Origin of the sequence: Micromonospora sp. NPDC047812 (genome assembly GCF_040704175.1) — a bacterium.
Classification (GTDB): Bacteria; Actinomycetota; Actinomycetes; order Mycobacteriales; family Micromonosporaceae; genus Micromonospora.
This window is the reverse complement of sequence record NZ_JBEYRY010000002.1, coordinates 993,166-1,006,407: the sequence shown is the minus strand read 5'-3', so window position 1 is coordinate 1,006,407 and position 13,242 is coordinate 993,166. Positions and strand designations below refer to the sequence as shown.

At 75.5% G+C, this 13,242-nt stretch carries 12 protein-coding genes; 7 read left to right on the top strand and 5 right to left on the bottom strand.

Annotated elements, in window-relative coordinates; all coding sequences use genetic code 11:
- The first annotated feature begins 1 nt into the window (after position 1).
- Positions 2–1,540 carry a SpoIIE family protein phosphatase gene (locus AB0883_RS12415; protein ID WP_366641264.1) on the top strand — a complete coding sequence of 513 codons (1,539 nt, stop codon included), beginning with the start codon at positions 2–4 and terminating at the stop codon, positions 1,538–1,540.
- A gap of 77 nt (positions 1,541–1,617) precedes the next feature.
- Here AB0883_RS12415 and AB0883_RS12410 read toward each other — a convergent pair whose 3' ends face one another.
- A complete protein-coding gene (locus AB0883_RS12410) occupies positions 1,618–2,451 on the bottom strand; it encodes an AraC family transcriptional regulator (RefSeq protein WP_366641263.1) in 834 nt (277 codons plus the stop codon).
- 31 nt (positions 2,452–2,482) lie between these two features.
- On the opposite strand from AB0883_RS12410, the gene AB0883_RS12405 reads away from it, so the two are divergent.
- The 4 genes from AB0883_RS12405 to AB0883_RS12390 all read left to right on the top strand — a co-directional run bounded on the left by AB0883_RS12405 (position 2,483) and on the right by AB0883_RS12390 (position 5,904).
- Complete coding sequence (locus AB0883_RS12405) at positions 2,483–3,058, top strand: TIGR03086 family metal-binding protein (protein WP_366641262.1); 576 nt, start codon at positions 2,483–2,485, stop codon at positions 3,056–3,058.
- A 94-nt stretch (positions 3,059–3,152) separates the two neighbouring features.
- Positions 3,153–3,689 (top strand): PadR family transcriptional regulator, encoded by a 537-nt coding sequence (locus tag AB0883_RS12400; protein ID WP_366641261.1) that lies wholly within the window; start codon positions 3,153–3,155, stop codon positions 3,687–3,689.
- Complete coding sequence (locus AB0883_RS12395) at positions 3,686–4,387, top strand: ABC transporter ATP-binding protein (protein WP_366641260.1); 702 nt, start codon at positions 3,686–3,688, stop codon at positions 4,385–4,387. Before AB0883_RS12400 ends, AB0883_RS12395 begins: the two co-directional genes overlap by 4 nt.
- Positions 4,384–5,904 carry an FtsX-like permease family protein gene (locus AB0883_RS12390; RefSeq protein WP_366641259.1) on the top strand — a complete coding sequence of 507 codons (1,521 nt, stop codon included), beginning with the start codon at positions 4,384–4,386 and terminating at the stop codon, positions 5,902–5,904. Before AB0883_RS12395 ends, AB0883_RS12390 begins: the two co-directional genes overlap by 4 nt.
- A gap of 25 nt (positions 5,905–5,929) precedes the next feature.
- Here AB0883_RS12390 and AB0883_RS12385 read toward each other — a convergent pair whose 3' ends face one another.
- A complete protein-coding gene (locus AB0883_RS12385; RefSeq protein WP_366641759.1) occupies positions 5,930–6,115 on the bottom strand; it encodes a hypothetical protein in 186 nt (61 codons plus the stop codon).
- 95 nt (positions 6,116–6,210) lie between these two features.
- On the opposite strand from AB0883_RS12385, the gene AB0883_RS12380 reads away from it, so the two are divergent.
- A complete protein-coding gene (locus AB0883_RS12380) occupies positions 6,211–7,152 on the top strand; it encodes a threonine/serine dehydratase (protein ID WP_366641258.1) in 942 nt (313 codons plus the stop codon).
- Between the two features lie 49 nt (positions 7,153–7,201).
- On the opposite strand, the gene AB0883_RS12375 is transcribed toward AB0883_RS12380, so the two are convergent.
- The gene (locus AB0883_RS12375) at positions 7,202–9,298 is read right to left on the bottom strand and encodes a S9 family peptidase (RefSeq protein WP_366641257.1); all 2,097 of its coding nucleotides are present in this window, start codon (positions 9,296–9,298) and stop codon (positions 7,202–7,204) included.
- A 90-nt stretch (positions 9,299–9,388) separates the two neighbouring features.
- Here AB0883_RS12375 and AB0883_RS12370 point away from each other — a divergent pair, with 90 nt between their 5' ends.
- Positions 9,389–10,738: an FAD-binding oxidoreductase gene (locus AB0883_RS12370; RefSeq protein WP_366641256.1), complete on the top strand. Its 1,350-nt coding sequence runs from the start codon at positions 9,389–9,391 to the stop codon at positions 10,736–10,738.
- A 67-nt stretch (positions 10,739–10,805) separates the two neighbouring features.
- Here the strand turns inward: AB0883_RS12370 and AB0883_RS12365 are convergent, their stop codons facing one another.
- Positions 10,806–11,030, bottom strand: coding sequence for a hypothetical protein (locus AB0883_RS12365; RefSeq protein ID WP_366641255.1), 225 nt, complete (start codon positions 11,028–11,030; stop codon positions 10,806–10,808).
- A gap of 6 nt (positions 11,031–11,036) precedes the next feature.
- Positions 11,037–13,112 carry a SpoIIE family protein phosphatase gene (locus AB0883_RS12360; RefSeq protein ID WP_366641254.1) on the bottom strand — a complete coding sequence of 692 codons (2,076 nt, stop codon included), beginning with the start codon at positions 13,110–13,112 and terminating at the stop codon, positions 11,037–11,039.
- Positions 13,113–13,242: the final 130 nt, after the last annotated feature.

Here is a 13,242-nt window from a genome sequence, read left to right as displayed (position 1 = left end):
CGTGGAGGGTGGCCCGGCGACGGTGCTGGTGGTCGACGACAGCCCCACCAAGCGCTACCTCCTGGTCAGCTGGCTCTCCCGGGCGGGCTTCACGGTGCTGGAGGCCGAGAACGGCGCCGAGGCGCTGACGCGGGTCGGGGTGGACCCGATCGACCTCGTGGTGCTCGACGTGCGGCTGCCCGACATCAACGGTTTCGAGGTCTGCGAGCGGATCAAGGCGGCGCACCCGGCAATGCCGGTGATCCACGTGTCCGCGCACGCGGTGGACGTGGTGGACCGGGCGCAGGGGCTGACCCGGGGCGCGGACGCGTACCTGGCCGAGCCGATCGAGCCGGAGGAACTGGTCGCCACCTGCCACGCGGTGCTGCGCTACTACCGGGCCCGGCAACGCGCGGAGCTGCTCGCCGAGCGGCTGCTCGCGCTGGCCGACACCACCGTGGCGGTGCACTCCGCCCCGAACTTCGCGCGGCTGCTGGAGGCGGCGGCGGCCGGCGCCGCGCAGATCTTCAAGAGCCCGGCCGCCGTGGTCGCCGAGACGTTCGAGGGCGACTGCCTCGCCGGGACGGCGGACGGCCCCGGCGGCACGCCCACGATCGTCCCGTGGATCGTCGACGACACCGGGGTGCCCACCGGGACGACGGTCCGGGTGGACGAGCCGGCCGCCTGGGGCCTGGTCGAGTGGCCGGCGGACGACACGGTCACGGTGGCCGCCGCCCGGCTACGCGAGGACCGCGCGCCGCTCTACGTCGTGGTGCCCACCGCCACGCAGACCGCCCGCACCCCGGTGCTGCGGCAGCTCGCGCAGGCCGTGGCGGCGGCCGTGGAGGCGCAGCGCTCCTTCGACGAGGAGCACCGCATCGCGGTCACCCTCCAGCGCAGCCTGCTGCCCCGCCGGATACCGCAGGTCAACGGGCTCGACATGGCCGTCCGGTACGAGCCGGCGAGCGCGCAGACCGAGGTGGGGGGTGACTTCTACGAGCTGGTGATGCTCGACGGGCACCTGCTGCTGGCGATCGGCGACGTGGCCGGGCACTCGCTGCACGCCGCGACGGTGATGGCCGAGCTGCGGCACGCGGTGCGGGCGTACGCGGTGGAGGGGCACCAGCCGGGCGAGATCCTCCACCGGGTCAACGAGCTCATGCGTACCCTGCTCCCCAACGAGCTGGCCACGATCTGCGTGCTGCTGCTGCACCCGCCCAGCGGCCGGGTGCGGCTGGCCAGCGCCGGTCACCTGCCGCCGGCGCTCAGCCTGGACGGCAAGGTGGAGTTCGTGCAGCACTCGGCCCCGCTGCTCGGGGTCCGCGCGCAACGGCCGCCCGACCTGGAGTTCGTGCTGCCGGCCGGGGCGACGCTGGTGTTCTACACCGACGGGCTGATCGAGCGGCGGGACACCACGATCGACGACGGGCTGGCCGCCCTGGCCGTGGCCGCCGGCCGGATCGAGGACGACCTGGACCAGTTCTGCGAACGGCTCCTGGTCGAGCTGGCCCCGCCGGAGATCCACGACGACGTCGCCGTGGTGGCCCTCCGCCGCCGCTGACCGTCGGGCGTTCCAGCGGGACCCGGCGGCCCCCGGGGCGCGCCGGCGTCGCCGCGCCCGAAGCGCGAATGCGCCGGTCAGCCGAGCGACCGGGCGTACGCGGCCGGGGAGACGCCGGTGACGGAGGTGAACTCCCGGACCAGGTGGGCCTGGTCGCTGTAGCCCAGGTCGGAGGCGAGCGCCGCCCAGTCCTGCGGCCCGCCGGCGGCCTGTTCGATCGCCTCCTGGAGCCGGTAGCGCCGGATCACCCACTTGGGGCCGACGCCGACGTACTCCAGGAAGAGCCGCTGCAACCGGCGGACGGAGCTGTCGTGTCGCCGGGCGAAGTCGCTCACCCGCAGGATGTTCCGGTCGGCGCGGATCTTCTCGACCAGCGCGATGACCTCGTCGGCGACCGGGTCCGGCTCGGGCGCCCAGGCGGTCAGGAAGGCGTCCAGCGCGGCGCAGCGCTCGTCGTCCGTACCCTCGCAGACCGCACCGCCCACGGCGGCCCGCGGGGGTGCGCCGGCACCGGTCGGGTCGGTAATGCCGGGGCCGGTGGTGAGGGGCTGGCGCCGCCCGGTCAGCTCTGCGACCGACCGCCGCCAGTAGGGCCGGAAGCCACCCGGACGGAACTGGACGCCGCAGACCTGGCCGCTGCCGGCCAACGTGATCGAGAGCAGTCGCAGCCCGACGCCGGCGATCTCGGCGGTCTCGGGGGCGTCGTCGTGACGGGCGAAGACCACGTTCACCGCGGGATGGGGCACGACCCGCTGCACGAACGGCTCGGTCAGCCGCCAGTCGACGAGCCAGTAGTGCTCCACATAGGGCAGTAGCGCGGCGGCCGGCAGGCAGCGGCGGAGCCGGACCCGCCGCAGCAGCCGCTGGGGGTCCAGAATTCCCCGGCTGTCGCGGCGCGGCTGGTGTCGCATTTCTTCAAGACGATCCTCATACGCTGACCCTATGTCCACAAAGACTAGCGATCTGTTGGCAGCCGCGGCGCCCCGTACCGTCGCGGTGATCAGGGGAATCTCCGACGACCAGTTGGACCTGCCGACCCCCTGTAGCGACTACGCGGTACGCGACCTGCTCAACCACTTCTACCAGGCGGTGGTCAACCTCCGGGTCCTCGCGGCGAAGCAGCAGCCGGAGTGGGTGGAGAATCCCGACCACCTGACCGAGGGCTGGCGCGACCGCTTCGAGGGCGAGATCGCGAAACTGATCGAGGCATGGTCGGATCCGGCCGCCCTGGAGGGTGACTCGCCCGGGATGGGCATGCCGCAGGAGACGGTCGGCAGCATCGCGCTGCTCGAACTCACGGTGCACGGGTGGGACCTGGCCATCGCCACCGGTCAGCCGTTCCAGCCGGCGCCGGAGGCGCTGCCCCCGGTCTACGCGTTCATGGAGCAGCGGGGCCCGATGGCCCGCGAGCGCGGTCTCTTCGCGGAGCCGGTGGGCACGTCCTCGTCGGACGCCTCGGAGATCGATCGTCTCCTCGCCCTGACCGGGCGGCACCCCGCCTGGTCGGCCGGCGCCTGATCGCCACAACCCTCTCCCTCTCGCAGGCCCGCGCGGCATCCCGCCGCGCGGGCCTCCTTGACGGCCGCTATTCGCTCGGTGAATAGTGGCACGGGTGTCCACCCCGCACCTGCTGCTCGGCCTCCTCGCCGCCGGCAACCGGCACGGCTACGAGCTGAAGCGCGCCCACGACGAGCGCCTGCCCCGCGCCCGGCCACTGGCCTTCGGGCAGGTCTACTCGACTCTCGGCCGGTTGCAGCGGGACGGCCTGGTGGCACCCGCCGGGCAGGAACGCGAGGGCGGTCCCGACCGCACCGCGTACTCGCTGACCGCCGACGGCCGGGCCGCGCTGGAGCGGTGGCTCGCCGAGGTCGAGCCGCCGATGCCGTACGTCGCCAGCACGCTCTTCGCCAAGGTGGTCGTGGCGCTGCTGGTGGCCGACGCGGACCGGGCCCGGGCCTACCTCGTCGCCCAGCGGCAGGCCCACACCGAGCGGCTGCGCGAGCTGACCGCGGTGAAGACGGCACCCTCGGCCAGCCTCGACGACATCGTCGCGGCCGACTTCGCCATCGCCCATCTCGACGCCGACCTGCGGTGGTTGCAGACCACCCTGGGCCGGGTCGCCGACTGGCACCGGGAGGTGCACTCGTGACGCAACTTCAGGCTCGCGGCGTGGTCAAGGCCTACGGGCGGACACCCGCGCTGCGCGGCGTCACGCTCGACGTCGCCGAGGGGGAGATCGTCGCCGTCACCGGCCCGAGCGGCTGCGGCAAGTCCACCCTGCTGCACTGCCTCGCCGGCATCCTGCGCCCGGACGCCGGCGAGGTGAGCTGGAACGGGCAGCGGATCGACACCTGGTCCGAGGCGGCACGGTCCAGGCTGCGGCGCACCGAGTTCGGGGTGCTCTTCCAGTTCGGCCAGCTCGTCGCCGAGCTGACCGCCGCCGAGAACGTCGCCCTTCCGCTGCTCCTCGCCGGCACCCGGCGGCGGGAGGCACGGACGGCGGCGCTGTCCTGGATGGACCGGCTCGGCGTGGCCGACCTGGCCGACGTCCGGCCGGGCGAGATGTCCGGCGGCCAGCAGCAGCGCTGCGCGACGGCGCGGGCCCTGGTGACCGAGCCCCGGGTGCTCTTCGCCGACGAGCCGACCGGCGCGCTGGACACGCTCACCGGCGAGCAGGTGCTCGTCCAGCTGGTCCGGCTCGCCCGCGACCAGCGGACCACGGTCGTCCTGGTCACCCACGAGCCGCAGATCGCCGCGTACGCCGACCGCGAGGTCATCCTCCGCGACGGCATGGTCGACCACACCGGGCTCGGCCTCGACATTCCGCTGCCGGGCAGCCGCCGGTGAGTCCGTCGACGCTGGTACGCCTCGCCCTGGCCGGCACCCGCACCGACACCGTCCGGGTGGCGCTGACCGCGCTCAGCGCCGCCCTGGCCACCCTCGCCGCCCTGGCCGCGCTCACCGTGCTGGCCATCCCCACCCCGCCCGCCACCGACGGCAACGGCAACCGCTGGTCCCAGCAGTACGCCAACCAGCTGCTCGTCGAGCCGGGGCTGCGCGGCGGCACGGCCTTCGCCCTGCTGCTGCTCATGATTCCCGTGCTGGCGTTGGCCGGGCAGTGCGCCCGGCTCGGCGCGCCGGCGCGGGACCGCCGGCTGGCCGCGTTCCGGCTGGCCGGCGCCACCCCGGGCCAGGTGACCCGGATCGCCGTGCTGGAGACCGGCCTGGCGAGCCTGCTCGGCACGCTGGCCGGCGCGTCGGTCTACTTCGCCGGCCGCGAGCTGTTCGACCGGCCAGACGCCCGGGGCCGGCTCGTCCTCCCCACCGACGTGCTGCCCCCGGCGGGCGTGTTGGCGGCGGTGCTGGCGGGGCTGCCGGTCGTGGCGGCGCTGGCCACCGCGCTGATGCTGCGCCGGGTGAGCACGACCCCGTTCGGCGTGCTGCGTACGCACCGCCGGGAACGCGGCCCCCGGCCCTGGGCGGGCGTCCTCATCGGCGCGGGGCTGGTCGCCTTCCTCGCCGTCGGACCGGTCACCCGCTGGTACGTCCGGCGCGGCGCCGACGGACCGTCGTGGCTGGTGCCGGCGCTGCTCGTCGGCGGCGGGCTGGCCGCGATGATCGGGGTGGTCGTCGGCACCGGCTGGATCTCCTGGATGGCCGGGCGGACGATGCACCGCTACGCCCGGGGGCCGGCCGCGCTGCTCGCCGCCCGCCGGCTGATGGCCGACCCGTGGGCGGGCAGCCGCACCTTCGCCGCCCTGCTGGCGGCGGTGCTCCTCGGCGCGGGCGCGGCCGGGCTGCGGGAGTACTTCGTGGCATCGGCAGAGCTGAGCCGGCGGGCCGGGTCCGGACTGGTGGGCGGCGACTTCTACCTGCGGACCATGGACCTGGTGGACCTGGCGGTGGCGGTGGCCATGCTGGTCGCCGCCGGTGGGCTGGTCGTCGCGGTGGTGGAGGGGATCACCGCCCGGCGGCGCGCGTACGCGGCCCTGGTGGCGACCGGGGTGCCCCGGTCCACGCTCGGCCGGTCCATCGCCTGGCAGTCGCTGGCCCCGGCCGTGCCGGCGGTGGCGGTCGCGCTCGCCGTGGGCCTGCTGCTGGCCCGGGGGCTCTTCCGCGCGCCGACCGCAATTCACTACGACGAGGTCTGCGACGCCACCGCGCAACTCTGCGCCGACCCCGCCACCCGGGCGCGCTACACCCGGGTCGTGGAGATGCCGGAGGTGACCGTGCCGCCCGACGTACCGCTGGAACAGCTTGCCCTGCTCGGGGCCGGCGCCCTGGCCGGGGTGCTGGTGACGGTCGGCGTGGGCCTGCTCTTCCTGCGCGCGGGCACGGCCGTGGAGGAGCTGCGCGCGACCTGAGCCGCGACACGGCCCCGGTGCCGGGTCAGGCGGCGAACAGGCCGGTGGCGAGCGCGAGCAGCGTCCCGGCGGCGGCGGAACAGCAGCACACCAGCAGGAACGCGACCACCGCGAGGATCGCCCAGACGCGCCGGTCGCGCGCCGCCGCCCGCCACCCCGCCGCCGGTACGTCCCCGGCCGGCTCGTCGTCCACCCCGTCGCCCCCGGTCACTCCGGCAGTCTAGGTGCCCGTCCGCGCCGTCCCCGCCGTCCCGACCGGAACGACACGGGACTGTCGGCGTCCCCCGGCTCGGGCAGGATGGGGCGATGGAGCTGGTCTCGATCACCGACGTCCGGAACGCCGCCGCCGACATCGCGGGCACCGTGCTGCGTACCCCGCTGCTGCGGACCGGCTGGGACGCGGAGCTGTGGCTCAAACCGGAGAGCCTGCAACCGGTGGGGTCCTTCAAGCTGCGCGGCGCGACCCACGCAATCGCCAGGCTGACGCCCGAGGAGCGGGCGCGCGGCGTGGTCACCCACTCCTCGGGCAACCACGGCCTGGCGCTGGCGTACGCGGCCCGCGCGGCCGGCGTGCCGTGCCGGATCGTGGTGCCCGAGGGCGCCCCGGCGGCGAAGGTGGACCGGATCCGGGCGCTGGGCGTCGAGGTGCTGCTGGTGCCGCCCCCGCAGCGGGGCCCGGAGGCGGAGCGCATCGCCGCGACCACGGGCGCGGTGCTGGTGCCGCCGTTCGACGACCGGCGGATCGTCGCCGGGCAGGGCACGGTCGGGCTGGAGATCGTCGAGGACCTGCCCGACGTCGACGTGGTGCTGGTGCCCGTGGGCGGCGGCGGGCTCTCCTCCGGCGTCGCGACCGCGGTCACCGCCCTGCGGCCGGCGGCGACGGTGATCGGCGTCGAGCCGGAACTCGCCGCCGACGCCCGGGAGTCGCTGGCGGCCGGCTCGGTGGTGGTCTGGGGCGAGGAGCGCACCTACCGGACGATGGCCGACGGGCTGCGCCTGCCGCCGTCCGAGCTGACCCTCGCCCACCTGCGGGCCCGGCTCGACCGCATCGTCACGGTGACCGAGGAGGAGATCCGCGCCGCGATGGGCCGGCTGGTGCGCGACGCCCGCCTGGTGGTGGAGCCGAGCGGCGCCGTGGCCGTGGCCGCCCGGCTGTTCCGCGCCGCCGAGCTGCCGCCCGGTCGTACGGTCGCCGTCGTCACCGGCGGCAACGTCGACCCGGCGGTGCTGGCGGGCGTGCTGGGGTGAGCGGGCGTCGGGAAGGGCCCTCGTCGGCGAGGGCCCTTCCCGACCCGGCTCAGGCGCGGCCGAGGCGGTCGAGGATCCAGGCGTTGACGAACGCCTCCTCGCGCCAGGAGTCGTAACGGCCGCTGGGGCCGCCGTGGCCGGCGCCCATCTCGGTCTTCAACAGGTAGTCGCCCTGCGGCGCGACCGCCCGCAGCCGGGCGACCCACTTCGCCGGCTCGTGGTAGAGCACCCGGGTGTCGTTGAGGCTGGTCACCGCGAGGATCGCCGGATAGTCCACCGCCCGCACGTTCTCGTACGGCGTGTAGGACTTCATGTACGCGTAGACCTCCGGGTCGGCGAGCGGGTTGCCCCACTCCTCCCACTCGGTGACGGTCAGCGGCAGCGACGGGTCGAGGATCGAGGTGAGCGCGTCCACGAAGGGCACCTGCGCGACGATCCCCGCGAACGCGTCCGGGGCGATGTTGGCGACCGCGCCCATCAGCAGCCCGCCGGCCGAGGCGCCCCGGGCCACGAGCCGGTCGCTGGTCGTCCAGCCCGCCTTGACCAGGTGCCGGGCGCAGGCGACGAAGTCGGTGAAGGTGTTCTTCTTGGCCAGCAGCTTGCCCTGGTCGTACCAGCGGCGGCCCAGCTCGCCGCCGCCGCGGATGTGCGCCACGGCGTAGATGACGCCCCGGTCCAGCAGGGAGAGCCGGGCGACGGAGAACCACGGGTCCATGCTCGCCTCGTACGAGCCGTAGCCGTAGATCACGCAGGGGGCGGAACCGTCCTTCGGCGTGCCGGCCCGGCAGACCAGCGAGATCGGCACCCGGGTCCCGTCGTCGGCGAGCGCCCAGTCGCGGTGCTGCTCGTAGTCGGCCGGGTCGTACGCCCGCCCGTCCGGCCCGGGCTTCACCGGCTTCTGCCGGCGCAGCACCATCTGCCGGGTGACCAGGTCGTAGTCGTAGACCGAGTCGGGCGTGACCAGCGAGGTGTAGCCCAGCCGGATCTGCCCGGTGCGGTACTCCGGGTTGCCCTGCAGGCCGACGCTGTAGAGCGGCTCCGGGAAGTCGATGTCGTACGCGTCCCCGCCGCCGACGGGCAGCACCCGCAGCCCGGTCAGCCCGTTGGTGCGCAGCGAGACGACCAGGTGGTCGGCGAAGGCGTCCACCGCCTCCAGCCGGGTGCCGGGCGAGTGCTCGATGAGCGGCACCCAGTCGCCGGGCGCGTCCGCCGAGGTGTACGCGAGCGCGAAGTCCTCCGCGCCGTCGTTGTGCAGGATCAGGAAGCGGTGCCCGTGGTGCTCGACTGTGTACTCCACGCCCTGCCGCCGGGGCGCCACGGACGCCGGCGCGCCGGTCGGGTTGCCGGCCGGGATCACCAGCACCTCGCTGGTGATCTTGCTGTGCACGTCGATGAGGATGAACCGCTCCGAACGGGTCAGCTCCACGCCGACCCAGAACCGCTCGTCGTCCTCCTGGTAGACCACCACGTCCTCGGTGGACGCCGTGCCCAGGGTGTGCCGCCAGACCCGGTTCGGGCGCCACGTCTCGTCCACCGTCACGTAGAACAGCACGGAGGCGTCGGCGGACCAGGCGGTGCCGTAGAACGTGTCGGGCACCTCGTCGGGCAGCAGCTCGCCGGTGGAGAGGTCCTTGACCCGCAGCGTGAACCGCTCGTCGCCGGAGAAGTCCGTGGAGTAGGCCAGCCACCGCCCGTCCGGGCTGACGTCGAACGCGCCGAGCGCGAAGAAGTCGTGCCCCTCGGCGAGCAGGTTGCCGTCGAGCAGCACCTCCTCACCGTCGAGCGGCGCGCCGTCCGCGCTGACCGGCGGCTCGGTCTCGCCGTCCCGGACCGCCCGGCGGCACTGCACGCCGTACTGCTGGCCCTCGACCGTCCTGGTGTAGTACCAGTAGCCGCCCTTGCGGCTGGGCACCGACAGGTCGGTCTCCTGCGTGCGCCGGCGGATCTCCTCGAACAGGTCGGCGCGCAGCCCTTCGAGATGCGCCGTCCTGGCCTCGGTGTACGCGTTCTCGGCGGTCAGGTAGGCGATCGTCTCCGGGTCGTCCTTGGCGGTGAGCCAGGCGTACTCGTCGACGACGGTGTCGCCGTGGTGGGTGCGCTCGCTGGGCACCCGCTTGGCCGTGGGCGCGGGGGTCTCGGTGGTCACGGCGCCACGTTACCGGCCGCGCGCCGCCCGCCGCGCGGCCTCGACGGCGACCCGCCGTCACACCTTTCGAACATGTGTACGATGGCCGGCATGGCGGCTGCAGCGAGTTCCACCGACCGGCCCGGAGCCCTCGACATCACCCGGCGGTTGACCGAGATCTGCGGCCCGCCGTTCGCCCGCTTCGCCGGCCCCGCCGACGAGGTGGCCGGCCGCCCGGCCCGCTGGGTGGCCGTCCCGGGCGGTGCGCACGCCGCGGCCGAGGTGCTGCGGCTCGCCGCCCGGCACGACCTGACGGTGGTGCCGCGCGGCGCCGGCACGAAGATCGACTGGGGTGCCGCCCCCGACCGGGTCGACATCATGCTCGACACCGGCCGGCTCGCCGGGATCGGGCACGAGCCGGTCGGCGCGCCCACCACCGAGGTCGGGGCGGGCACCCCGCTGCGCGCGGTGCAGGCCACTCTGGACCGCACCGGGCAGCGCCTGGCGCTCGACGCCCCCTCGCCCGGCGCCACCCTCGGCGGCGTGCTCGCCGCCGGCGAGGCGGGACCGCTGCGGCACCGCCACGGCAGCCCCTGCGACCAGCTCGTCCGGGTGCGCTACCTCGACGCCGACGGCGAACTCGTCGACGCCGGGGGCGGCGCCGCCGGCCTGGAGCTGGCCCGGCTGCTCTGCGGCTCGCAGGGGGCGCTCGGCGTGCTGGTCTCCGCGACCCTGCGGGTGCACGCCGTCCCGGCCGGCCGGATCTGGGTCAGCCGACCGGTGTGGACCCCGCTGGAGGTGCACGACCTGATCCGCACCGTGCTCGCCGCGCGCCTCGACCCGGCGGCGGTCGAGCTGGACCTGCCGGCCGGCGCGGGACCCCGGCCGCGCCAGGGCACCCGGGCCGCCGCGATGGCCGCGCACCCGTCCATGGCGGGGCGCGTCCGCGGCGGCCCGGCCGGTGCCGGGCGGCTGGTGGTGCTGCTGGAGGGCGGCCCGGCGGACGTCGCCGAGCGCGCCGACCGGCTCGTCGCGCTCCTCGGCCCGGGCACGGCCGCCAGCCACGCCGCGCCCGAGTGGTGGCGGCGCTACCCGTTCGGCCCCGGCGACACGGCGCTGCGGATCGAGGTGCCGATCGCCGACCTGCACGCCGCCGTCTACGCGCTGCGGGACGCCGCCGGCGGCCCTGTCCCGGTGCGCGGCTCCGCCGGCCTCGGCGTGGTGCACGCGGCCCTGCCCGGCGCCATGTCACCCGACCGGGTGGCGTCGATCCTGGCCGCCGTCCGCGGCGTGCTCCTCGCCCGGCAGGGCCGGTGCGTGGTGGTCTCCGCGCCGCCGGCCGTCCGGCGGGCCGTCGACCTGTGGGGCGAGCTGGCCGGGCTGGCCCGGCTGCGCGCGGCCAAGGAGCACCTCGACCCGCACCACCGCCTCGCCCCGGGCCGCCTGCCCGGCGGCCTGTGACCGCCCCGGCAGCTCGCGGCGCGAGCGGACGAGAGGGCGGCGGGGAGTGGCCGGGGTCGCGCGTGGCTCAGTCCATCCACCATCGGTGAAGGTCGGCGCCGATCGGCGTGAAGCGGCTCGCGGCCACGATCACCGCGCCCACGGTCAGGGCCAGCAGCACCCGCCACGTGCGGCGGGACATCGCCGAGCGGTCCCGGGCCAGCAGCACCACGGCGTGGACCGCCAGCAGCGGCCCGGCGACCAGGCCGGCGAGGTAGAGCAGCGACACCGCGACCCGTGCCGGCGCTGACACCGGCGCTCAGGTGACGTCGTTGCGGAGCACCAGGATGGCGATGTCGTCGCGGGGCGCCTCGATCGAGAAGCCGATCGCGGTCGAGCGGAGCCGGGCCGCGATCACGTCGGCCGGGTAGCCGGCCAGCGGGGCGGCGGCGTCGCGCAGTCGGTCGGTGCCGAACAGCTCCCGGCCGCGCCGCCGCTCGGTGACCCCGTCGGTGTAGAAGACCAGCGAGTCGCCCGGGTCGAGCGGCACCTCCGCCGTCGGGGAGGCGATCGAGTCGAGCAGGCCGAGGGCGGTGCCCCCGGTGCCGACGAAGCGCGCCCCGCCGCCGGCGGGCAGCAGCACCGGCCGGTCGTGGCCGGCGAGGTGCAGGGAGACGTCGAGCTGGTCGCCGTCGCCGGGGCCGACCGCCGCCAGGGCCAGCGTGCAGTAGCGCCCGCCGCCCCGCTCGATCAGCGTCTCGTTGACCCGGGCCAGCGCCTCCGGCAGCGGCTTGCCGTCGCCCACCAGCACCCGGATGACGTCGCGGACCAGGCCGGTGACCGTCGCCGCCTGCACCCCCTTGCCCGAGACGTCGCCGATCACCACCAGCCAGCGGCCGTCCGGCAGGGGCACCACGTCGTAGAAGTCGCCGCCGACGTCGGCGTCGCCGCCGGTCGGGACGTACTCGGCGGCGAAGCCGATGCCCTCGACCACGGGCAGCACCGGCGGCAGCAGCGACTGCTGGAGGGTGTGCGCGACGCGCCGGCGCTCGGCGTGGATCCGGGCGTTCTCGATCGCCAGCGCCGCCCGCCGGGCGACGTCCTCCAGCACGGCGACCTCGTCCGGGTCGTGCCGGTGGCGCTGGTGCCGGCCGACGGCCAGCGTGCCCAGTCGCTGCCCCCGCGCGATCAGCGGGACGGCGAAGCCCTCCATCGGCGCGCCGAGCGGCATCTGGGTGCCGTTGCGGGACGCCTCGCGCAGCCGGGCCTGGACCGAGTCCGGGCCGGTCTCCTCGAGCACCTGGTGCAGCTGGGGCAGCACCGACTCGTCGGCGTGGCTGGCTGCCGCGAGACGGAGCCGGCCCCACTCGTCGGTCGTGTGCACCGCGCACCACTGCCCGAGCCGGGGCACCACGAGCTGGGGGACGAGCGCCATGGTCAACTCGACGTCCAGCGACTGCGCGAGCAGCTCGCTCGCCTCGGCGAGGAAGGTCAGCCAGGCCTGCCGGCGGACGTCCGCCCGGCGCAGCCGGTCGTTCTCCAGATGCAGCGAGAGCCGCTCGGCCATCAGCACGGCCAACGGTCGCGCGTACGCCGACGGCGCCGCGTCCAGCTCCAGTTCGCCGGCGTACGGCCGGTGCACGGCCAGCGCCACCCGGAGCAGCTCGTTGCCGGGCCGGGGCTGGCGACCGTACCGGGCCAGCACCTGGGTGCCCTGCCCGTCGCCCCGGTCCAGCCGCACGACCCCGCCCGCCGCGCCGACCATCTCCGCCACCCGGGTGAGCAGGCTGGTCGCGAAGTCGGGCAGCGGGTCCTCGGCGTACGGGTCGGGGGTGGTCTGCATCAGCTCGCTCATCGCCCCGGCGCTCGGCGCGGAACTCTCCGGGGTCACCGGCGCCCCGCCCCCGGCGGTCGCCGCGGCGGGCACCCCGGGGTGCCGGGCGGCCGTGGCCCGGCCGGGCAGGTCCAGCCGGAACCACACCCCCTTGCCGGTGGGCAGGTAGGTGGTGCCCCAGCGGCTGGCGAAGTGGTCGACCAGCAGCAGCCCCCGGCCGCGCTCGGAGACCTCGTCGATGTCGGTGGCGTCGTTGCGTACCCCGACGGTCAGCTCCTCCACCGGGCCGGCAGCGAAGTCGGACACGGTGACGGTGATCCCGACCGGGTCGGCGACCACCTCGACGTCCAGCTCGGTGCGGGCGTGCTCCACCGCGTTGGTGGAGAGTTCGGTGGTGAGCAGCATGGCCTCGTTGGCCAGTTCGTCCAGGTGGGCCTCGGTGAGGACGGACCGCACGAGGGCCCGCGCCGCGGCTGGCGTACGCCGGTCTGCGGGGAGCCGGACGCGCCGGACGTGCTCGTCTCGGCCCCCGGTCGCCGCGGGCCCCGCCTCCGCTGACACCCCCGTATCCTCCACCGCCACCCGCGCGGGTGCCAAGCCGATCCCCGTACGGGCGCCCCCGCCCTCCGCTCTCCCGCCTCGTCGATCATGCGGTTGGGGTGGGCGATCGGTGATGTTCGGCCCGTTTCGT